Source organism: SAR86 cluster bacterium (assembly GCA_023703675.1).
Lineage (GTDB): Bacteria > Pseudomonadota > Gammaproteobacteria > Magnimaribacterales > AG-339-G14 > AG-339-G14.
This window is the reverse complement of record CP097974.1, coordinates 1,052,254-1,072,847: the sequence shown is the minus strand read 5'-3', so window position 1 is coordinate 1,072,847 and position 20,594 is coordinate 1,052,254. Positions and strand designations below refer to the sequence as shown.

Below are 20,594 nucleotides of genomic sequence, written 5' to 3'. Positions count from 1 at the left end.
TGTCTAGATTTTATATTTCTTTGAACCCTTCGGCGGTGTCATGATCGCTATTATCAAGAAATAATTCCAATTGAATATTAAGGTAATCTCTCGCCTCTTTTTTTGAAAGGTCTAATTGTTTTTCATTTATTAGTGTAGTTTGAAGGGTAATCCATTCGTCCCAGGCTTTTTTAGAAACAGAATTAAAGAGCTCTTCTCCTTTAGGGCCGGGGTATGGCGGGCGAACCATTTTCGGAAGGTCTTCTTTAAATTTTCTACAAAATACTTTTTCAGTCATATTTTTTTTAAAATATCTTTGACGGGTTTAGGAATTCCCATATTAACTGAATCAGAAATATTTACCCAATTAAAAATCCTTCTATCAATCGACAATCTATCTTTGTTTTTAATAGTCAATACCTTCACTGAGATTAGAAGTTTTTTATGGGATAGATGATGCTCAAAGCTTGAAAAATCCTCTTCCACAGGAAGTATTTTAGAAATTTTCTTTGAAGAAAAAAAATCTTTTTCTGGAAGAACCCAAAGATTTTGCCAAATTCCTTTTTCTTTATTTTTCTTAAGAAGAACTTTATTTTTTGTTTTTATTAAAATCCAATCAATTTTTTTTTCGATTTTTTCTTTTTTAGCGATCTTTATTGGTATTTCGTCTTGTATTTCATTTTTATTCGCTGCGCAATCCTCATCTACCGGACATTCACTACAATTTGGATTATTTGGCCTGCAAATTATTGCTCCAAGATCCATTAGACCTTGAGAATATTCTTTATGTTTTGAATCAGGCAATAAAATATTTGCGAACTCTTTAAGAGATTTTTCAGTCTTATATTTGTTCATGGGTGACTTACTTCCAGAGATTCTTAATAAAACTCTTTTTACATTTCCGTCAAGAATTACTCCAGATTGTTCGAATCCTAGTGATAATATTGCCCCAGCAGTAGAAAAACCAATCCCAGGAAGAGACATTAAAGCTTCAATTTCGTTAGGAAGTTTGCAGTCAAAATCCTTTTTTAAAATTTTTGCCGTTTTATGAATATTTCTTGCCCTTGTGTAGTACCCAAGTCCAGACCACAACGACAAGACTTCATCCAAACTTGTAGAGGCCAAAGTTTTAATTGTTGGATATTTAGAAATAAATTTGTTGAAGTAAGGAATGACTGTAGTTACTTGAGTTTGCTGAAGCATGATTTCAGAAATCCAGACCTTGTAAGGATCTTTTTTTTGCCATGGCAGATTTTTCCTACCATTGATTTCATACCAAGATATAATCTTTTCAGAAAAATTACTCATAAATTTATTTTTAATCCTTCGCTCCGTTATAATAACTTTTTATGAGAAAAATTGATTTAGAAAGAAATACCAAAGAAACGCAAATTTCACTTTCTTTAAACCTAGATGGTAGTGGAGAAAGTAAACATAAAATAGATTTGCCATTCTTTTCTCACATGCTTGAACAAGTCTCGAAACATGGCGATTTTGATATCAGTCTCTCTGCATCTGGAGATCTTGAAGTTGATGCACACCACACGGTTGAAGACGTTGGTATTTGTATGGGCGATGCATTCAATAAAGCTCTCGGTAAAAAAAAGGGAATCAAGAGATTTGGATCAGCCTATGCTCCTTTGGATGAGGCTTTGTCTAGAGTAGTTGTAGACTTTTCGGGTAGACCAGGCTTGAGTTGGAATGTTGAATTCACAAAAGAATCTATCAATGATTTTGATTTACAGTTGCTTAGAGAATTTTTTCAAGGTTTTACAAATAAAGCGCTTGCAACGATTCACATTGATAACTTAAAAGGTATCAATGCTCATCATCAAGCAGAGACTATTTTTAAAGCTTTTGCTTTAGCTCTCAAGCAAGCTTGTGCTCTAGATGGAGCAAAAACAGATCAGATACCTTCGACCAAAGGGTCATTGTAAGAGGTTTTATTATGCAAATAGGTGTCGTAGATTATGGTGCGAGTAATATCTTTTCTGTTTTAAGGGCATTAACTTTCTTGGGAGCTGATGCAAAAATTATCTCTAAAAGAGAAGATTTCAATTCCATAGATAAGATAATTTTACCTGGACAAGGATCTATGGGCGCATGTATCGAAAATTTAAAAAAAAACGAACTTTTCGAAAGTTTGAAAAATACAATATCGGAGAAGCCATATTTAGGAATTTGTTTAGGTCTACAAGTATTATTTTCAGTCAGTGAAGAATCTTTAGGTGACCAAGGATTGAATATTTTTCCCGAGAAGATTGAAAGATTTATACATAGTAAAAATTTAAAAATTCCACACATGGGCTGGAATCAAGTTGAATTTAAAAAAGATCATTTCATCAATTCTGCAATTCCTAATTCCAGCAATTTTTATTTTGTGCATTCTTTCGCTTCTAAAAGAGTTGAAGATAGTAAAGTTTTGGCTCAAACAACTCATGGAGAAATTTTTAATTCTGCAGTAATTAAAGAAAACATAATCGGTGTCCAATTTCACCCTGAAAAAAGCGGTTCTCAAGGATTAAGATTTTTAAAAAATTTTATAGATTGGAAGATATGATTCCTATTCCAGCAATAGACATACAAAATGGAAAATGTGTGAGGCTCCAAAAAGGTGATCTTGACTCGACCAAAATTTACTTTGAAGATCCATCAGATGCTGCGGCGCATTGGATTAGCATGGGAGCAGAAAGAATACATTTGGTTGACTTAGATGGGGCTTATGAAGGCAAGTCGACAAACTTTTCTGTAATTGAGGAAATTCGAAAGAAATTCCCAAACTCTATTCTTCAGTTAGGAGGCGGAATTAGAAATCTCGACACACTAAAAAATTACGAAAATTTAGGTATCGATTTTTTTATTTTAGGTAGTGTTGCAATAAGTGATAAGAATTTTTTTTCAGAAGCTTGTGAAATTTACCCAAAGAGAATTATTTTAGGACTGGACGCAAAAAAAGGTTACGTTTCTACTGAAGCCTGGACGAAAACTTCAGAGATATTAGCTACAGATTTAGTTGAGAGGTTTAAAGAACTTCCCATTCATCAAATTATTTATACAGATATTGACAAAGATGGCATGCTGCTAGGTCCTAATATTGAAGAGACCAAAAAATTAGCTGATGTGTCAAATTTTCCAATAATTGCGTCAGGAGGAGTAAGTTGTCTTGAAGATTTAGTCAAATTAGCGTTATTAGAAAATGTTTACGGAGCGATCTGTGGCAAAGCTCTTTATGAAGGTTCTATTGACTTGAAGGAAATTCTAGAGAGGTTTAAAAAATAATGTCTCTTACAGTAAGAATTATTCCTTGCCTCGATGTAAGAGGCGGAAGAGTAGTCAAAGGTATTAATTTTAAAAATATTGTTGATGCAGGAAGTCCTTCAGAGGTAGCTAAACGATATGATCTTGAAGGAGCAGACGAGATATGTATGCTTGATATAGATGCATCTTACGAAAAAAGATCTACAACACTTACTACTGTTGAGGAGATAGCAAATCAAGTTTTTATCCCCTTTACAGTTGGAGGAGGAATCAAAAGATTAAAAGACGTTGAAGTTTTGCTCAAGTCCGGTGCAGACAAAGTTTCTATAAATACTGCTGCAATACTTGAACCAAAGTTAGTGGAAGAAGCTTCAAGAGAATTTGGATCTCAATGCATCGTTGTAGCAATCGATGCTAAGCAAGAAGGAGAGAATTGGACAGTTTTTACTCATGGTGGAAAAAATAAAACTGAATTAAATGCTTTGGACTGGGCAAAAAAAGTTGAAGATTTGGGAGCAGGTGAGATCTTAATGACATCTATGGATAAGGATGGAACTAAAAGTGGTTACGATAACGATTTAAATCAAAAACTCTCTTCTTTATTGAGAATACCTTTAATAGCTTCTGGTGGAGCAGGCAAACTTGGTCATTTAGTAGAAGCTATCAAATTAGGGAAAGCAGATGCTGTTTTGGCTGCCAGTATTTTTCATTACGAGGAAATTTCAATTATGAAAGTCAAGAAAGAACTTTTAAAAAATAAAATCTCAGTTAGGTTAAAGTTCTAATTTTCTATACTTATTTTGAGAGTAAGAATAAATAATAGGTTCTCCAGTAGCAATTTCGAGTTTAACGATGTCTTCTGGAGAAATACTTTCTATTTCTTTCACCAAAGCTCTTAAAGAGTTCCCGTGAGCAGTAACCAAAATATTTTTACCTAAATTTAATTTAGGCAAAATTTTATCCTTGTAGTATGGAATTACTCTATTAGAAGTATCTCTCAAACTTTCGCCTCCCGGCGGGGGTACATCATAAGATCTGCGCCAAATATAAACCTGTTCATCCCCCCACTTTTTCCTAGCTTCGTCTTTATTTAAGCCAGATAGATCTCCATAATCTCTTTCGTTAAGAGCAACATTTTTTATCGTGTCTATATTTTTTTCGATAACTTTTTGAATAATGAAACCCGTACTTTGTGCTCTGATTAATTCCGATGTGAAATGAATATCAAAATCTATCTTTAAAGATTTTATTTTTGATCCCGCACGTTCTGCTTCCAATTCACCCAACCTTGTTAAAGGAGGATTCTTCCAGCCTGTGAAAAGATTTTTTTCATTCCATTCACTTTGTCCGTGTCTGATCAAAACTAGAAAATTTTTTAATTCATTTGACATAGTTAAAATATCTAAATACGTTATGATACCTCTCTGATGCCATATTTCTTTGAATTTTTGCTTACAAATTGGTTTTTGGTGCTTCCATTAGTATTGGCGATATCTTTATTTTTTTACACAGAAAACTTAAGAAAAGCCACTAAACTTGAACCACAAGAACTTATTTTTCAGTTAAATAACAAAAATGCTTTATTGTTAGATTTACGCAATGATAAAGAGTTTGCTAAAGGAAAAATTAGTCAGGCACTTTACTTAGGACCAAATTTAGAAAAATGTAAGAAAGAAATTGACAAAAATACCGACAAGCCGATTATTCTTTTCTGCCAAAATGGAAATAAATCTGAAGAGTTTTCTAAAGAATTAAAAAAATTAGGAAGTGAGGTTTTTATTCTTAAGGGTGGGATCAACAATTGGATCGCCGAAGGTCTTCCATTACTTGATTAAATCAAAGATATCAAAAATCTAATTCCTGCATCTTTCTGGCAAGAGTATTTCTTCCCCAGCCAAGTAATTTTGCAGCCTCACTTTTTTTTCCTTTAGATGCTTTTAGGGCTACTTTAATTAAAGTTTTTTCAAAAATAGGAACTGTTGAATTTAGGATATGATCTTCTCCATTTATAAGTTCTTTTGAAGCCCAAGTTTCAAGCATATCATTCCATGTTAAGTCTGGACCTTTTTTCTGAATAATTAAATCATTAGGAAGATCAGACATTACTACTTCTTGAGCAGAAGATAATACTGTTAAAGAATGACAAAGATTTTGAAGTTGTAAAACGTTACCTGGCCAAATAAGATTTCTAAATAATTCTTCTACCTCCGGAGCTAAAATTTTTGGTTCAGATTTTAATTCTTCGCTATACATATTAAGAAAATAAGTTGCCAATAAAGGAATGTCTTCTTTTCTTTCTCTGAGAGGCGGTAGCGCAATTCTAATTACATTCAATCGATGAAATAAATCCTCTCTGAAAGCTCCAGTTTTTACCTTATCGTTCAAATTTTGGTTTGTAGCGGCAATGATTCTTACATCTACCTTTACCGGATCAGTTCCGCCAATTCTGTAAAATTCACCTGAAGAAAGGACTCTTAAAATTCTTGTTTGTGTTTCAAATGGCATGTCTCCAATTTCATCAAGAAATAAAGTTCCCTCGTGCGCTTGCTCGAATCTTCCCAGTTTTCTCTGAGAAGCTCCCGTAAAAGCACCTTTTTCATAACCAAAAAGTTCAGATTCCAAAAGCTCAATTGGGATGTCAGCCATATTAAGAGATATTAATTTTTTATTATTTCTCTCCGAATGCTCATAAATCGCTCTTGCCACCAGCTCCTTTCCAGTTCCCGACTCACCATAAAGGAGAACAGTGCTGCTCGAATGCGAAAGCTTTCCGATAGAGTTGAAAAGATCCTGCATCACATTTGATTTACCGATGAGTTTTCCACTTTTTAAGTCAATCTCATCACCTGATTTAGAGACTTTTGAATTCTTTTTTTGCTCTGTTAAAGCCTTGCTAATTTTCTCTATAGCTCCGTTTAAATCAAAAGGCTTTGCAATATAGTCCCACGCGCCGTTCTCAAAAGCTTCGACAGTTGTATCCAAATCTGAATGTGCAGTCATCATAATGACTGGTATGTTTGGATATTCGTTCTTAAAAGTATCTAAAAGGTCCATGCCATCCCTACCAGGCATCTTTAAATCAGTTAAAAGAACATGAGGCTTATCAATATCAAGTCGATTTACGACTTCATTTCCATCTTCAAATACATTTACATTGAAACCTGCATCCATAAGTCCTTTTTCTAGTATAAATCTTATAGACTCGTCGTCGTCGGCAATCCATACTTTTTTTGATCTAGGCATTTATTTCCTCTTTTAATAAATCAGATCGTTCTTCAATTGGAAGAATGATTGAAAAAGTTGTTCCTTTTTTATCACTTACACAATCAATTTCTCCATTGTGTTGGGTAATAATACCTCTAGAAATTGCAAGTCCTAATCCCGAGGTTATTTCTTTAGTAGAGACAAGTGGAAAGAAAATTGAATCTATTAAATCCTCTGGAATTCCAGGACCGTTATCACTAATTTCTATTAAGCAAGCAGATTTATGAAAAGTTTTGTTAATGAACGTTTCATAGATAATTCTAGTTCTAATAATTAACTTAGTTCCCTTTTTTGCTGACTCAATTGCCTCTATTGAATTTCTTGCTAGGTTATAAAAAACTTGAGTGAGAAGATTATCATCTATATTAATAAGCGGGATACTTGGGTCGTAATCTCTCTCAACAGATATGTTTGTAAGATCTAATGAATTTACAAAGGCCGGAATTTTCTCTAAAACACTGTGAATGTTCAATAACTTTTGGTTTAGTTGAAAATTTTTCTTAGAAATTTGATCAATGATTTTTGTTATTCGATCGGTTTCTCTTAAGATTATATTTAGAAATTCTTCACTATCAGGATCTTCAATTTTATTTAAGAGAAGTTGAGCAGATCCTTTGATACCGCTTAAAGGGTTCTTGATTTCATGGGCTAATACTTTCGAAAATGCATTAGTTATGACATCGCCCTTAAATCGCCTCTCTCTTTTAGCATCCAAAGCAGTTTTATCAGCATTAAAAAATTCGAAAATAATATACTTTTCTTTTTTTTCAGTTTTAAAAAAATTTGCTAGAAAAGAAGCTTTTTTCTTTAAATTATTTTTTAAAAAAAGAGTAGTTATGTGCCTTTTAAGATGACCCTTATTTTCAAATAATTCCTTCAACTCCAAATCATTTTTTGGTTTTTCTGTGAAGATCTTAGATATTTCTTGGTTTTTACTCTCTTCAAGAGTTGTATTTAAAAAGTCTTCAGCCGACCTATTCAGATAGAATACTTTAAGATCCTTATCTGCAATCAGAATTTTAGAAGAAATTGATTCTAAGGCTTTTATAAAAAAAGGATTTAAGCTACTCGTAGTCATATAAATAAAAATAGAATAATTATCGTTGATCTACTAAACGAACCTGTTTGAGGCCTTCCATCTAAAGAGGGAAGAACCATCAAACATTTTCTTTACTTAACTAAAGTTCCAACAATATGAGCTAATATTTTGTAAGGATCGGCATTAGAGGCTGGTCTTCTGTCCTCTAAATATCCATTCCAATCGTGCTCAACAGTGTAGACAGGGATTCTTATACTTGCTCCTCTATCACTCACTCCATATGAAAATTCAGTAATTTTTTGAGTTTCATGTAGACCAGTTAGCCTCATATCGTTATCAGAACCATAAGAAGCAATTCCCTCTTCATGAACCTTTCCTAGTTTTTCACAAATTCCTTCAAATAATTCTTTCGATCCACTTGATCTCATTTCTTCATTAGAAAAGTTAGAGTGCATTCCGGAACCATTCCAATCTCCAGTTTTTGGCTTTGGATGAATATTAACGCCAACTCCAAACTCTTCGGCAATTTTGAAAAGTAAATATCTGCTAACCCATAAATCATCGGCAGCTTTTATCCCTTTTCCAAAGCATTGGTATTCCCACTGACCAAGAGCAACCTCAGCGTTTGTTCCAGTCAAAGTTATACCTAATTCTAGACAAGCTTCCAAGTGAGCATCGGAAATTTCTCTACCAACGACATTACTTGCTCCTACTCCGCAATAATATTCACCTTGCTCTCTAGGTGTGCCATCTTCCCAACCGAGTGGTTCGCCAGTTTTTGGGTCTGTGAAAAAGAATTCTTGTTCAAATCCGAACCACCATTCATCAGTAACAACTTCAGCGGCTGCAGCCCTAAAGTTAGAAGGATGAGTTTCGTGTTCAGCTGTTTGCACTTGCGTAAGCACTAAATCGTGACCATGAGGGTTTGAATAAGTTTGGACTGGAAGAAGAAGGCAATCTGAACTTCCGCCTTCAGCTTGTTGAGTTGAAGATCCATCAAATGACCAATCAGGCGGCGTATCTTCATCAGTAGCTTTTACTTTACTTCGCATGTTAGCTTCTGGTTGGTAACCATCTAACCAGATGTATTCATAAGTCTTAAAATCTGACATTTTATCTCCTAAAAAAAATTAATCGGTCAATTATGATAACAAACCGAATGTTAAAAATCAGTGCATAATATGATCTTTTTTAGAACACAAAATGCACTAATATAGAACATTATGTCATAAAATCATAAATCAAAGGAAGATATTTCTCGAAATTATCGAATTTATGAGATCCTTCATCCTCAACCAAAAATAATGACCCTTTATAATATTTTAAGGTTTCTTTCTGATCTAAAACTTCATCTCCTAACTGCAAAAGAAACAACTGATTCAGAGGAATAGAGAATCTTTTGATTTTATAGTCAAATAGCTCTTTAAAATTTGATTTGGAAAAAAAATATTTTTCACCGGTATTGTAATTTTCATGTTCACCTATTAAATCTTTCATATTTTTCAAATGAGACGAGACCACTGGGTTTATCAAAACACTTTTCAATTTGTATTTTTCAGCTAGATAAGCTGCATAAAATCCCCCTAGGGAACTACCTATCAAAGAAATCTCTTTTTTATTTTCTTCAATTATTTCTTCTAAAAGTAAAATAGTCTCTTTTGGAGATATTGGTAAACTTGGAACTAATAAACTTTCGGAAATTTTTTTCTTAACAAAAGATTGAAAAATTATTGCCTTGGTAGAATCAGGGGAGCTATTAAAACCGTGGAGGTATAAAAGATTCAATAGATCTTCCTTCCTTTATAGATAATTTTAAAAATTCTTCTGCAAAAGAATTCCATTGCAGTCTTTCATCTCTTTGAAATCCAAATCTTAGATTTGTTTGAAAAATATCAAGAAGACTTACATGAAAATTTTGAAATCTTACAACTTCCCCAAGTCGTGCTTCATGATAGATCCTTAGATCTAATTTAAGTAGCTTTTCTTCAAAAGGAGATCGCATAGATATTTTCAAATTTGATGTATATTTCGAAAAAGGTTTTAAATGGAAATAAATTTTATTAATGTTTTCATTTGTTTTTGACATGGGTAAATAAAATGAAATCCTTTTTTCTACATTTAATTCGAAAATTAATTTAGAAACTAAAATATAAATAGAGCTTTGTAACATTTGAAGCTCTTTGAGTTCTTTATATCCTGTATCAGTTTTCATAATTTTATTTTAAATATTTATTATAAAAAATTGTCTTTTTTTTAAAAATTGTTATTTAAATATATTTAACTATCTATTCCCTGAGTCTACTTTTACAAAAAAAATTTTCAAATTAGTCATACGAAGCCCATAGCACATTAGCTACTATCGATCTATAAGGTCTCCAAACCTCACTAATTTCGATCATCTTTTCTTCGCTTGGCCTAGTTTTTAGATTCTTAACTCTTTGAATTGCAACTTGTAATCCAAGGTCTTTAACGGGCCATATATCAGGCCTATCTAGGCTAGCTAACATATAGCATTCTGCCGTCCATTCTCCTATTCCTTTGATATTAGTGAGATTTTTTAATAAGTTTTCGTCATTCATTTTATGAATTTTAGTAAGATTTAATTCTTTGGTTTTGATAGATCTAGCTAAGATTCTGCAATAATTAATTTTTTGCCTACTCAATCCAGTACTTTTAAGCTTCTCATCGGATAAGTTTAAGAACTGATCAGGATTAAATATTTTCAAGTTTTTTTTAATTCTCAGAAAGATCGCTTTTGCGGAAGCAACCGAGAGTTGTTGCTCAGTTATTAGTCTGACAAGACCTTCGAACCCTTTTGGTCGTTTAAACTTTTTAAAATTATAATTCTCTACAAATAATTTTTTAAGATCTTTATCTTTCTCAATCAAATAAAATATTTCTTTTTTTTGAGGATGACATTCAAACAGTTTTAAATGGGAGTAATCTTTTTGCATCTTCTAAGTAGTGGTTAATATGTCTTTCTTCTCTAAGTACAAAATCATCTATAGCTTCTCTAAATCTGTCATCAGCAATCCAATGAGCTGAAAAAGTTTCTGTGGGAGAAAAACCTCTCTTTATTTTGTGTTCTCCTTGAACGCCCGGATCAAATTTTTCAAGATTATTCTTTATGCAGTATTCGATCCCTTGGTAATAACAACATTCAAAATGCAGGCAGTCGTATTCTTCTTGACACCCCCAATATCTTCCATAAAGATTTTTTTTATCTCTAAAGAATAAAGAACCTCCAACCATTTCATTATTTATTTTTTTCTTCGCAAAAACGATTACTAAATTTGAAAATAAAGTTTTTGGAAAGTTCAAAAAAAATTGCTTTGTAAGATAGCCAGAAAATCCACTTCTTTTGATATTTGTTGATAAATAAAATTTATAAAATTTATTCATGATTTCATAATTAAGATCTTCCCCAGACAAAGTTTCTATAATCAAATCTTGCTCTTTAATTTTGTTTCTTTCTTTTAAAACATTTTTTCTATGTCTCGACCTGAAGTTTTCCAAGTAATTTTCAAAATTTTTATAATTTTTATTAAACCAAATAAACTGAGCATTTTTCCTTATGCTTAGTTGGGAGTTTTCATAAAAATTTATTTCATCTTTTTCTGGAAATAATATGTGCCACGAAGAAATGTTATTTTTAGAAGAAATCATTTTTACTCCTTCTTTAATTTTTCCAAAAAGAACAGATTTTTCTTCGCCGTCTTTCATCAGAAATCTTGGACCAGAAGCAGGCGTATGAGGAATCGAACTTACTAATTTTGGATAATAATCTAAACCATGCTGATAAAAAGCGTTAGCCCACGAATGATCAAAGACAAATTCACCCTGAGAATGACTTTTGAGATAAAGAGGCATCGCAGCTATTAACTCTTCGTCCCTTTCTATGGTTATATGAATTGGAATCCATCCAGTATTTGTTCCTACACAGTTAGTAACCTCTAAAGTTTTCAAAAAATCGTGTCTAAGGAAAGGGTAGTTAAGGTCCCCTATCAACGCATCCCAACTTTTTTTTGAAATTTCTTCAATAGAATTATGAAAACTTACTTTCATAAAATTAATTCGCTAATATAAAAAGCCACAAACATGAAAAAACCAATTAGATTATTTTTTTTAAAAAAATTAAAACTAGAACTTGGGCTGGAGAAACTTGTTCTAATAAATAATAAAAAGTAACCAATCATAGTAACAAAAAAAATACCATAAAATAAAAAATTGTACTCGTAAATTAAACCTAGACTGCCGAAAGTAATTAAGCCAAGCAAACCAAAGGTAAAAATTGTAATTTTTTCTTTCCCTTCAAAATAGATTGCAGAGCTTCCCAGGCCAAGAGCTAAGTCGTCTTGTTTATCAGATATTGCATAGGAGGTATCGTAAGATAAAATCCAAAAAAAATTAGCCAGCATTAAAATAAAGCAAGTAGATGGCAAGGAATTTGACGCGGCAGCAAAGGCTAATGGAATTCCTCCTGAAAAAGTAATTCCTAAAATTATTTGAGGAATCTTCAAATATCTTTTTGCAAGCGGATAAAAAATAACCAAAACAACTATCAAGCATGCAACAAAAAAAGAAAGAAAATTTAACTGAAATAATAAAATCAAAGCCAAGCATAATAGTAAAGAGAAAAGCATTAGGGCTTCATTAGAAGAAACTCTTCCGTCAGCTAAAGGTCTTGTATGAGTTCTAAACACTTTTGAATCTATGTCTCGATCGAACCAGTCGTTGATAACGCATCCCGCAGATCTCATGATTAAAGTTCCCATACAAAATACTGCAAAAAGATAGATGCTTGGATTCCCTTCCGACGCTAATACCAATGCTATTAAAGATGGCCATAACAGAAGCATAGTTCCTATTGGCTTGTCTAGACGCATTAGATAAAAATAGTTTTTCAATCTTTTGTTCACACTGATATATTATTCAAAAAATTTAAACCGTACAGAACTTATTATGGAAGAATTCAAAAAATGGGAATGCATCGTTTGCGGCTGGATCTACGATGAGGCTCAAGGATTGCCAGAGGAGGGCATTCCGCCAGGAACTAAATGGGAAGACGTTCCACATGATTGGGTTTGTCCTGATTGCGGAGTAGGAAAAGAAGATTTTGATATGATGCCTTTAGAAGGTTCCGGGAAAAGTTATTAATGTCATATACCGGAAGGATTCTTCTCTCGATGTTTTTGGGAATAAGTTTTGGTTCATTAATCAATATATTTTTTTTTGATTATTTTTTTGCAATTTTATTAACGGAAATCTTTAGTGCTTTGGGAGAAATTTTTATTTCTTCACTAAAGCTGATGGTAGTCCCATTGGTGTTTTTTTCTTTAATTGTGGGAGTTGCTCAAATTGAGAACTCTTCAAAACTTGGATCCATAAGTATTAAAGCGGTTTGTTTATATCTTGCGACTACTTCAATTGCCATCGCATCGGCACTATCTTTTGCAAGCTTATTCGATATCGGAAGCGGAATTGGATTATCGACGGATATTGAATTTTCCGCGCCACCAGCCCCTTCCCTAAAGGAAGTATTTGTAAGTATTTTTCCTTCTAATCCGATAAGGTCGATGGCCGAAGGAGAAATGCTTCAAATAATTGTTTTCTCTTTGTTAATTGGATTTGGTGTTAAGGCTCTATCAAACAACAATGAAAAGATAATAAGTTTTTTCCAATCAGGTAATAATTTAATGTTGAAAATTGTAGAAATAATTATTTGGTTTGCTCCTTACGGTATATTTTGTTTGCTTTCAGATATTTTTTCCAAAATTGGATTTTCAATTATTACTGATCTTGCATCTTATTTTGTTTTGTTAGTTTTTATTCTACTTTTTCATGGACTTATTATTTATAGTTTTTTCCTTTATTCTTTTACGAGGTTGAGTCCCTTTGTCTTTTTTAAAAATTTAAAAGAAGTAATTTTCTTTGCATTCAGTACATCTTCAAGCAGCGCTACAATGCCTTTAACTTTAAAAACGGCAAAAGATAAACTCGGTGTCGATCAATCGGTTGCTTCTTTCACGATTCCTCTTGGAGCAACTATAAATATGGATGGCACCGCTATTATGCAAGGAGTTGCGACAGTATTTATTGCACAAGCTTATGGAGTTGATTTGGCAATGAGTGACTTTTTATTGGTTATCCTTACAGCAACTCTAGCCTCAATTGGAACTGCGGGAGTACCTGGCGTAGGACTTATAATGTTGGCAATGGTTTTACAACAAGTCGGACTTCCAGTAGAAGGAATAGCATTAATTATTGGAGTGGATAGATTACTTGATATGTTAAGAACTTCAGTAAATGTTTGTGGAGATTCAATGATTGCCTGCATTATTTCTTCAAGTGAAAATAGCTTGAAGCAAGAAATTTATTATGATCGTAGTTGAAATCAAACTTCTGAAAATTATTTAGATTTCTGATAAATTAATTTGATCTTTAAGGAGAAACATCATGGAATTTAATCTTATCTTGCCGCCAGTTTTAGGCTTTCTTGGTCTCTTAGTTGCATTTCTTTTATTTTTGCTAGTTATGAGATTTGATGGCGGTTCAGATGAGGTAAAAAAAATAGGAGACCAAATTCATTTAGGAGCAATGGTCTTTATGAGAAGAGAATACTCTTATCTGGCTTTATTTGTAGCAGTTTTAATAGTTTTATCTTATATTTTTCTTGGATTGAACACTGCAATTGCTGTTACGGCAGGAGCTTTATCATCATCTTTAGCTGGATGGCTCGGAATGTTTGCAGCTACTAAAGCAAATGTAAGAACGGCTACAGCTGCAAGCAATGAGGGAGCACAATCAGCTTTATCTGTAGCTTTTTACGGTGGATCAATTATGGGTCTTTGTGTTGCTTCCTTAGGACTAGTTGGTTTAGGGGGTTTGTATTTTTATTTTGGCGGAGATCCAGAGACCGCAAGAGCAATAGAGGGCTTTGGAATGGGAGCATCATGCGTAGCATTATTCTCTAGAGTAGGGGGAGGAATATATACCAAAAGTGCTGATGTAGGAGCAGATTTAGTCGGTAAGGTTGAAGCTGGAATTCCAGAAGATGACCCCAGAAATCCAGGAGTTATTGCTGACAACGTTGGAGATAACGTTGGAGATGTTGCTGGTATGGGATCGGATATTTTCGAATCGTATTGTGGTTCAATGATTGCTTCAATAGCAATTGCAGCTACGTTAGACGATAGTGGATTAATGGCTCTACCTCTAGCCCTTGCTTCTCTCGGTTTACTTGCATCAATTTTAGGAATAGTGATAGTTAGAGTTTTTTCAAAAGCCGACCCTGGAACTGCTTTGAGAACTGGAACTATGGGTTCTGCTGTATTGTTTGTTATTGCAGCTTATTTTTTAATTGACCTAATTCTCGGAGAAAATGTTATCTTCACTTGGCTTGCAGTTTTATCGGGAGCTGTTGGAGGAGTTTTAATTGGTTTGATCACTGAGTATTACACTGGGTCAAGTCCAGTAGAAAAAATTGCTAAATCTGGAGAAACTGGACCAGCGACAGTTATGATCACTGGATTATCTGTTGGAATGCAATCGGTAGTTTTACCAATTTTAATCTTGGCTGCAATAATCTTAACTTCAACTAGTTTGATTGGACTTTATGGTGTTGGAATTGCAGCAGTAGGCATGCTGGCGACTGTTGGCATCACCATGGCAATTGACGCTTATGGACCAGTTGCCGACAACGCTGGAGGAATAGCGGAAATGTCAGGAATGGGAAGTGAAACAAGAGAAATAACTGACTCTCTTGACGAACTAGGAAATTCTACAGCGGCTATTGGAAAGGGCTTTGCTATAGGAGCAGCTGCCTTGGCAGCTTTAGCAATCATTGCCGCTTTTGTTGAGACTGTTTCGCACAACAATTCTGAATTTGAATTGGTTTTGTCTGATCCTCAAGTTTTGGTTGGAATGTTTATTGGTATTTCTATACCGTTTTTAATTTCATCGATTACTATGACTGCGGTAGGAGATGCTGCATTTGATATGATCAATGAGATAAGAAGGCAATTCAGAGAAATCCCAGGACTTTTAGAGGGAAACGCAGAGCCTGACACAGCTAGATGTGTTGACATAGCTACTTCTGCTGCTTTAAAGAGAATGCTATTACCTGGTGTGATCGCAGTAAGCGCTCCTGTAGTTGTTGGTTTTGGACTGAGTCCAGAATCTCTTGGCGGAATGCTTGGTGGTGGATTAATTGGTTGCGTCTCAATGGCTTTGATGATGGCTAATGCTGGAGGAGCTTGGGACAATGCAAAAAAATATATCGAAAAAGGAAATTTAGGTGGTAAAGGAACAGACACTCATTCTGCTGCTGTAGTTGGAGATACAGTTGGAGATCCTTTTAAAGACACTTCGGGCCCATCAATGAATATTCTGATAAATGTAATGGCGATTGTGAGTTTGGTCATATCGCCACTTCTTTAAGAGTTATTGAGCAGCAATTAAATTTTCCTTATTACCAATCCACCTTTGCATAAGTAACTCAACTATTTCTGTTTCACTTGAAAGATTATTAGCAATCTCTTCAGACTTACTTAATAATTTTGCATCTCTCATAAGGTCAGCTATTTTTAATTCCATCCCTCCGGACTGCTTTGTACCTAAGATTTCTCCTGAACCTCTAATCTCTAAATCAATTTCAGAAATTTTGAATCCATCATTGGTCTCTTTCATTGCTGTCATTCTTGCTTCAGCTGTTTCACCAAGATTTCCTTCATATAACAGCACGCAGTGTGCATTCATGTCAGGACCTCTTCCAACTCTTCCTCGAAGTTGATGTAATTGAGAAAGGCCCAGTCTCTCAGCATTTTCAATGATCATCAAACTAGCGTTCGGAACATCCATTCCTACTTCTATCACAGTAGTACAAACCAATACATTAATTTTTCCTTCTCTAAAGTCGTTTATAACCTTATCCTTTTGAGCCTTTGCTAACTTACTATGCACTAGTCCTATTTTTAACTTTGAACTATTTTTCTCTAACCATGTTTTAGTTGATTCTGCTGCCTGAACATCTAGATTTTCAGATTCTTCTATCATTGTGCATAGCCAAAAGGCTTGATTTCCCTCAGCACAAATAATCTCTAATCTTTGGATTAACTCTGATCTCTTTTCATTAGACATAACTGAGGTTGTAATTGGATTTCTACCTGGAGGCAATTCTGTTATTTTGGAAACACTTAGATCAGCAAACATTGTCATGGCTAAAGTTCTCGGAATTGGAGTGGCTGTCATAAATAATTGATGTGGTAATAATTCTTCAGAAGTTTTTCTAAGAATCTCATATCTTTGTTTTACTCCAAATCTTTGTTGCTCATCAACAACAACTAAAGCAAGATTTTTCATTTCCACTCTTTTTTGAAAAATTGCATGAGTTCCAATTAGAATTTTTGTGTCACCCGAAATTAAGTTTTTATTAATTTTTTCCCATTCATTTTTTTTGGTTTTACCAGTCAACAAGTTAATTTCTATGTTTTCATTTTTCATCCACGAAGAGAAATTTTTAAAATGTTGCTCTGCTAATACTTCTGTTGGACATAGCAAAACGGATTGAAAGTTATTTTGCGCAGCACATAACATTGCAGCGGCAGCCACAACTGTTTTTCCAGAACCAACATCACCTTGCACCAATCTTCGCATAGGTTTTGATCCATCCAGACTTTCTGTGATTTCCTGAATAACTGAAAGCTGAGATCTTGTGAGTTTAAATGGGAGGTTTTTTTGGAATTCTTCTATTAAAGTTTTTGAGGATGAAATTCTAGGACTTTTCATTGCGTCTATTTTTTTAGTTGAAATTTTTACTCCTATTAAATTCGTTAAAAGTTCCTCTACAATCAATCTTTTCTGTGCAGGGTGATTAAAGCTTTTTATTTTCAATATATCGTCTTCAATAGAAGGACCATGGATTATATTCAAAGCCTCTTTAATAGATAAGTTTGAAACTTTTTTTTCTATAAAAGCTTCATCAATCTTACTTTCTAATGAACTTTTATTTTTTATTTTTCCTAGACAGTTTTTAATAATATTTCTCAACCTGTATTGAGTTATTTTGCTTGATCCAACTGAATATATTGGAGTAAGTGTATTGTCTAAAGGAGGCCTTCTGTCAGTGCTGAACAATTTATAGCTTGGATGGAAAATTTCTAACTTACTACCAGTATTCCTAACAACACCATACATTCTTATCTTAAGTCCATTTTTAAAAGATTGAACTTGAGGATTTGAAAAAAAGAAAAGCCTTAATTGGATAAAACCTGTTCCATCGGTAATTTTTGCATAAAAGGATCTTCTGCCAGGATAGAAGACTTTGCTTTCTAATATCTCTCCTTCAATTTGGAAAGCACCTCCAGGCTCAAGATCCTTTATTTGAGTAATTTTTGTCCTGTTCTCATAACTTTTCGGTAGAAAAAAAAGTGCGTCTTGAACAGACTCAATACCTAACTTTTCGAGTTGAATTTTTACTTTTGGGCCAACACCACTTATATCTTCAATGGAGCTGTTAAGAGAAAGTTCAGTCACTAATTTTTGAGAGCTATAGTTTCTATTTCAATTGAACTATTTTTCGGTAATTTTGAAACCTCATATGCTGCTCTTGCAGGGTAGGGCTTTTCAAATAATTCTGACATTACTTTATTTACTAAATTAAAATTTTCTAAATCGTCTAATAAAATAGTTAATTTTACAATATCTGAAAAAGATAAATTTTCCACCTTCAAAATACTCTCAATATTTTTAAACACTTGTTTTATTTGATTTTCTACTCCATTTACTAATTCCATTGTTGCTGGATCTAGAGGTATCTGGCCAGAAATAAAAACTAGATTATCAGTTGCTATAGCCTGAGAGTAAGTTCCTATTGCTTCTGGAGCTAACGTTGTATTTATTTCTTTTTTCATCCTTCAAAGAGATCTTTATTTTGAACTCTGAAAACTGAAAGTACCGGACTTAATCTTCTTAATTTTCTCATTATCCTAGCTAAATGATCTCTGTCGCTCACATTCATTATAATGTGCATTTGAATACTGTTACCTATGGGAGAATCAGTTTTAAAACTTTCAATATTCGCTTGATAGTTAGAAATTACGGTCGATATTTCGGCTAATAATCCAGGCTTATCTTCCGATGAAACCTTAATCTCGACAGAGAAATCTCCTTCTACTTTTTCATCCCAATTCACTTGAGCGCACAATGCAGGATCTTTACGAATTGACCTAATATTTTTGCATCTCTCGGTGTGTATGACGATACCTTTGGAGTTGGAGAAGTGAGCGATAATGTTATCGCCAGGAATAGGGCGGCAACAGGGCGCATAAGAAATAACGAGTCCTTCAGAACCGCTAATTTGTATGTTTGAAAATTCAATTAAATCAGTCTGATCAAAGTCTAAAAATTGAATAATCTGATGAGCAACCACTAAGCTCGATCTCTTTCCAGAGCCAATTTCTTCGAGAAGTTGTCTCATACTTTTTACATTAATAGAGGAAAGAAGCTTTTCCATTCTATTTTTTGGGATATTTCTAAGTTTAATTTCGTGAGGCGCAAGAGCTTGCTCTAAAATTGATTTTCCAAATTTTCTGGCTTTAGAAATTTTTAAATCTTTTAAAACACTTCTTATCGAACTTCTAGCTCGAGAAGTTCTCACAACATCCAACCATGAAGGATTAGCTTGCGGAATTTTATCGGTAATAATACTAATCGTTTGCCCGCTCTCTAATGGAACGTTAATTGGCGCTAAATTTTTATTTATTCTACAGCCTCTGCAATGAATCCCAATATCTGAATGGACTGCAAAAGCAAAATCTATAGGAGTCGATCCTTTTGGTAATTCAATTATGTCTCCCTTAGGGGTAAAAACGTAAATTTCATTAGGGACTAAACCTGTTTTAACTATTTCAATAAAATCTTGAGGATCTTCTACATTCTTTCTTACTTCCATCAAAGTATTAACCCATCTTTTTGCCCTCACTTGAGCCGGATTTTCTTTACCTCCAGTTTTGTAAATCCAGTGAGCAGCGACTCCATATTCAGCAAGTTCATCCATGTCGTTGGTTCTTATTTGTACTTCGATGGGGAGACCATCAAAGGTAATTATTCCAGTATGAATAGACTGATACGAATTCGATTTTGGAATCGCAATATAATCTTTAAATCTTCCTTCGATTGGTTTGAAAGAATTATGAAGAATTCCAAGAGCTTTATAACAGTCCATGACCGAATTGGTTGTAATTTTAAATGCATAAACATCTAAAACTTGATCTAGACTTTTTGACTGAGCTTTCATTTTTTTGAAAATACCGTAAAGATGTTTTCTTCTGCCAGTAACCTGACTACTTAATTCATATTCGTCGAGTTTTTCTTTAATTGAACTTTCTATTTTTTTAAGTATTTTTTTTCGACCTTTGGTATTTTTCGAGATCGCACTCTGCAAGACCTTATTTCTAAAAGGGTGGACCACTTCAAAAGCCAAATCTTCTAATTCTCGATAAAATTGATGCATTCCCAAGCGATGAGCTATCGGAGCGTAGATCTCTAAAGTTTCAACTGCGATTCTTTTTTGTTTTTCTTCGTCTAGAAACCTTAGTGTTCTCATATTATGCAACCTGTCTGCAAGCTTTAGAACTATCACTCTTATGTCCTTAGACATAGCAAGCAGCATTTTCTGAAAGTTTTCTGCTTGTTCTTCTTGCTTTGATGCTAAAGAAATTTTATCTAGTTTGCTTACTCCATCCACGAGGTTTGCAACATCGATGTTGAATTCATTTTTTAAATAAGATTTTGGAATTCCAGAGTCTTCGATTACATCATGCAGTATTGCTGCAGTGAGACAATCTTCGTCCATCTTAAAGTCAGCTAATATTTTTGCTACAGCAATTGGGTGCGAGACATAAGGATCTCCGCTTGATCTAAATTGGCCCAAATGAGCATTTGAAGCGTAAAAATAAGCTTTTTTAACTTGTTCAAGCTGCTTATCGTCAAGATATTCGCTTAAGCTAGAAGCTAGTTTAGTTATAGATTTAGTCTCTGCTGTCATACAGAAAGT

Annotated in this window: 22 protein-coding genes; 8 read left to right on the top strand and 14 right to left on the bottom strand. The window is 33.7% G+C overall.

What is annotated here, in order from left to right; all coding sequences use genetic code 11:
* Positions 1-10: 10 nt before the first annotated feature.
* Complete coding sequence (locus tag M9C82_05580) at positions 11-277, bottom strand: oxidative damage protection protein (protein ID URQ73420.1); 267 nt, start codon at positions 275-277, stop codon at positions 11-13.
* Complete coding sequence (mutY, locus tag M9C82_05575) at positions 274-1,287, bottom strand: A/G-specific adenine glycosylase (GenBank protein URQ73419.1); 1,014 nt, start codon at positions 1,285-1,287, stop codon at positions 274-276. Before mutY ends, M9C82_05580 begins: the two co-directional genes overlap by 4 nt.
* A 41-nt stretch (positions 1,288-1,328) precedes the next feature.
* Between mutY and hisB the strand changes: the two genes are divergently transcribed.
* Genes hisB through hisF form a run of 4 tightly spaced genes read left to right on the top strand, consistent with a single transcriptional unit; the run spans position 1,329 to position 4,022 of the window.
* The gene (gene hisB, locus M9C82_05570) at positions 1,329-1,916 is read left to right on the top strand and encodes an imidazoleglycerol-phosphate dehydratase HisB (GenBank protein ID URQ73418.1); all 588 of its coding nucleotides are present in this window, start codon (positions 1,329-1,331) and stop codon (positions 1,914-1,916) included.
* An 11-nt stretch (positions 1,917-1,927) separates the two neighbouring features.
* Positions 1,928-2,539: an imidazole glycerol phosphate synthase subunit HisH gene (hisH, locus tag M9C82_05565; protein ID URQ73417.1), complete on the top strand. Its 612-nt coding sequence runs from the start codon at positions 1,928-1,930 to the stop codon at positions 2,537-2,539.
* Positions 2,536-3,258, top strand: a complete 723-nt coding sequence (gene hisA / locus M9C82_05560; protein ID URQ73416.1) for a 1-(5-phosphoribosyl)-5-[(5-phosphoribosylamino)methylideneamino]imidazole-4-carboxamide isomerase — start codon at positions 2,536-2,538, stop codon at positions 3,256-3,258. Before hisH ends, hisA begins: the two co-directional genes overlap by 4 nt.
* On the top strand, positions 3,258-4,022 hold the full coding sequence (gene hisF / locus M9C82_05555) for an imidazole glycerol phosphate synthase subunit HisF (protein ID URQ73415.1): 765 nt from the start codon (positions 3,258-3,260) through the stop codon (positions 4,020-4,022). Before hisA ends, hisF begins: the two co-directional genes overlap by 1 nt.
* Here the strand turns inward: hisF and M9C82_05550 are convergent.
* Positions 4,011-4,628: a 2,3-bisphosphoglycerate-dependent phosphoglycerate mutase gene (locus M9C82_05550; protein ID URQ73414.1), complete on the bottom strand. Its 618-nt coding sequence runs from the start codon at positions 4,626-4,628 to the stop codon at positions 4,011-4,013. The two genes, hisF and M9C82_05550, sit on opposite strands and share 12 nt — an antisense overlap.
* A gap of 36 nt (positions 4,629-4,664) precedes the next feature.
* Between M9C82_05550 and M9C82_05545 the strand changes: the two genes are divergently transcribed.
* The gene (locus M9C82_05545; protein URQ73413.1) at positions 4,665-5,072 is read left to right on the top strand and encodes a rhodanese-like domain-containing protein; all 408 of its coding nucleotides are present in this window, start codon (positions 4,665-4,667) and stop codon (positions 5,070-5,072) included.
* Between the two features lie 10 nt (positions 5,073-5,082).
* On the opposite strand, the gene ntrC is transcribed toward M9C82_05545, so the two are convergent.
* The 8 genes from ntrC to ubiA form a co-directional block, all read right to left on the bottom strand.
* Positions 5,083-6,480 (bottom strand): nitrogen regulation protein NR(I), encoded by a 1,398-nt coding sequence (gene ntrC / locus M9C82_05540; protein URQ73412.1) that lies wholly within the window; start codon positions 6,478-6,480, stop codon positions 5,083-5,085.
* Positions 6,473-7,579 (bottom strand): ATP-binding protein, encoded by a 1,107-nt coding sequence (locus M9C82_05535; protein ID URQ73411.1) that lies wholly within the window; start codon positions 7,577-7,579, stop codon positions 6,473-6,475. The genes ntrC and M9C82_05535 overlap by 8 nt, the downstream gene beginning before the upstream one ends.
* A gap of 92 nt (positions 7,580-7,671) precedes the next feature.
* Positions 7,672-8,652 carry a glutamine synthetase beta-grasp domain-containing protein gene (locus M9C82_05530; GenBank protein ID URQ73410.1) on the bottom strand — a complete coding sequence of 327 codons (981 nt, stop codon included), beginning with the start codon at positions 8,650-8,652 and terminating at the stop codon, positions 7,672-7,674.
* A gap of 109 nt (positions 8,653-8,761) precedes the next feature.
* On the bottom strand, positions 8,762-9,325 hold the full coding sequence (locus M9C82_05525) for an esterase (GenBank protein ID URQ73409.1): 564 nt from the start codon (positions 9,323-9,325) through the stop codon (positions 8,762-8,764).
* Positions 9,297-9,752, bottom strand: a complete 456-nt coding sequence (locus M9C82_05520; protein ID URQ73408.1) for a DUF1249 domain-containing protein — start codon at positions 9,750-9,752, stop codon at positions 9,297-9,299. The genes M9C82_05525 and M9C82_05520 overlap by 29 nt, the downstream gene beginning before the upstream one ends.
* Positions 9,753-9,864: 112 nt before the next feature.
* Positions 9,865-10,494, bottom strand: coding sequence for a DNA-3-methyladenine glycosylase 2 family protein (locus M9C82_05515; protein ID URQ73407.1), 630 nt, complete (start codon positions 10,492-10,494; stop codon positions 9,865-9,867).
* The gene (locus tag M9C82_05510) at positions 10,460-11,605 is read right to left on the bottom strand and encodes a GNAT family N-acetyltransferase (GenBank protein URQ73406.1); all 1,146 of its coding nucleotides are present in this window, start codon (positions 11,603-11,605) and stop codon (positions 10,460-10,462) included. Before M9C82_05510 ends, M9C82_05515 begins: the two co-directional genes overlap by 35 nt.
* Positions 11,602-12,459 (bottom strand): 4-hydroxybenzoate octaprenyltransferase, encoded by an 858-nt coding sequence (gene ubiA, locus M9C82_05505; GenBank protein ID URQ73405.1) that lies wholly within the window; start codon positions 12,457-12,459, stop codon positions 11,602-11,604. The genes M9C82_05510 and ubiA overlap by 4 nt, the downstream gene beginning before the upstream one ends.
* Before the next feature lie 43 nt (positions 12,460-12,502).
* Here ubiA and M9C82_05500 point away from each other — a divergent pair, with 43 nt between their 5' ends.
* From M9C82_05500 to M9C82_05490, 3 genes are all read left to right on the top strand, one after another.
* Positions 12,503-12,697 carry a rubredoxin gene (locus M9C82_05500; protein ID URQ73404.1) on the top strand — a complete coding sequence of 65 codons (195 nt, stop codon included), beginning with the start codon at positions 12,503-12,505 and terminating at the stop codon, positions 12,695-12,697.
* Positions 12,697-13,932: a dicarboxylate/amino acid:cation symporter gene (locus tag M9C82_05495; protein URQ73403.1), complete on the top strand. Its 1,236-nt coding sequence runs from the start codon at positions 12,697-12,699 to the stop codon at positions 13,930-13,932. The genes M9C82_05500 and M9C82_05495 overlap by 1 nt, the downstream gene beginning before the upstream one ends.
* A 64-nt stretch (positions 13,933-13,996) precedes the next feature.
* Positions 13,997-15,979, top strand: a complete 1,983-nt coding sequence (locus M9C82_05490) for a sodium-translocating pyrophosphatase (protein ID URQ73402.1) — start codon at positions 13,997-13,999, stop codon at positions 15,977-15,979.
* Between the two features lie 3 nt (positions 15,980-15,982).
* Here the strand turns inward: M9C82_05490 and recG are convergent, their stop codons facing one another.
* From recG to M9C82_05475, 3 genes are read right to left on the bottom strand one after another with little or no spacing between them, the layout of a single operon-like run.
* Positions 15,983-18,073 carry an ATP-dependent DNA helicase RecG gene (gene recG, locus M9C82_05485; protein URQ73401.1) on the bottom strand — a complete coding sequence of 697 codons (2,091 nt, stop codon included), beginning with the start codon at positions 18,071-18,073 and terminating at the stop codon, positions 15,983-15,985.
* The gene (locus M9C82_05480; GenBank protein URQ73400.1) at positions 18,073-18,450 is read right to left on the bottom strand and encodes a Rid family detoxifying hydrolase; all 378 of its coding nucleotides are present in this window, start codon (positions 18,448-18,450) and stop codon (positions 18,073-18,075) included. Before M9C82_05480 ends, recG begins: the two co-directional genes overlap by 1 nt.
* Entirely contained in the window at positions 18,447-20,585 is a 2,139-nt protein-coding gene (locus M9C82_05475; protein URQ73399.1) for a bifunctional (p)ppGpp synthetase/guanosine-3',5'-bis(diphosphate) 3'-pyrophosphohydrolase, read from the bottom strand. The genes M9C82_05480 and M9C82_05475 overlap by 4 nt, the downstream gene beginning before the upstream one ends.
* Positions 20,586-20,594: the final 9 nt, after the last annotated feature.

Coding starts and splice junctions, on each gene's coding strand:
- M9C82_05580 (URQ73420.1), bottom strand. CDS start 277: ATGACTGAAAAAGTATTTTGTAGAAAATTTAAAGAAGACCTTCCGAAA.
- mutY (URQ73419.1), bottom strand. CDS start 1,287: ATGAGTAATTTTTCTGAAAAGATTATATCTTGGTATGAAATCAATGGT.
- hisB (URQ73418.1), top strand. CDS start 1,329: ATGAGAAAAATTGATTTAGAAAGAAATACCAAAGAAACGCAAATTTCA.
- hisH (URQ73417.1), top strand. CDS start 1,928: ATGCAAATAGGTGTCGTAGATTATGGTGCGAGTAATATCTTTTCTGTT.
- hisA (URQ73416.1), top strand. CDS start 2,536: ATGATTCCTATTCCAGCAATAGACATACAAAATGGAAAATGTGTGAGG.
- hisF (URQ73415.1), top strand. CDS start 3,258: ATGTCTCTTACAGTAAGAATTATTCCTTGCCTCGATGTAAGAGGCGGA.
- M9C82_05550 (URQ73414.1), bottom strand. CDS start 4,628: ATGTCAAATGAATTAAAAAATTTTCTAGTTTTGATCAGACACGGACAA.
- M9C82_05545 (URQ73413.1), top strand. CDS start 4,665: ATGCCATATTTCTTTGAATTTTTGCTTACAAATTGGTTTTTGGTGCTT.
- ntrC (URQ73412.1), bottom strand. CDS start 6,480: ATGCCTAGATCAAAAAAAGTATGGATTGCCGACGACGACGAGTCTATA.
- M9C82_05535 (URQ73411.1), bottom strand. CDS start 7,579: ATGACTACGAGTAGCTTAAATCCTTTTTTTATAAAAGCCTTAGAATCA.
- M9C82_05530 (URQ73410.1), bottom strand. CDS start 8,652: ATGTCAGATTTTAAGACTTATGAATACATCTGGTTAGATGGTTACCAA.
- M9C82_05520 (URQ73408.1), bottom strand. CDS start 9,752: ATGAAAACTGATACAGGATATAAAGAACTCAAAGAGCTTCAAATGTTA.
- M9C82_05515 (URQ73407.1), bottom strand. CDS start 10,494: ATGCAAAAAGATTACTCCCATTTAAAACTGTTTGAATGTCATCCTCAA.
- M9C82_05510 (URQ73406.1), bottom strand. CDS start 11,605: ATGAAAGTAAGTTTTCATAATTCTATTGAAGAAATTTCAAAAAAAAGT.
- M9C82_05500 (URQ73404.1), top strand. CDS start 12,503: ATGGAAGAATTCAAAAAATGGGAATGCATCGTTTGCGGCTGGATCTAC.
- M9C82_05495 (URQ73403.1), top strand. CDS start 12,697: ATGTCATATACCGGAAGGATTCTTCTCTCGATGTTTTTGGGAATAAGT.
- M9C82_05490 (URQ73402.1), top strand. CDS start 13,997: ATGGAATTTAATCTTATCTTGCCGCCAGTTTTAGGCTTTCTTGGTCTC.
- M9C82_05480 (URQ73400.1), bottom strand. CDS start 18,450: ATGAAAAAAGAAATAAATACAACGTTAGCTCCAGAAGCAATAGGAACT.
- M9C82_05475 (URQ73399.1), bottom strand. CDS start 20,585: ATGACAGCAGAGACTAAATCTATAACTAAACTAGCTTCTAGCTTAAGC.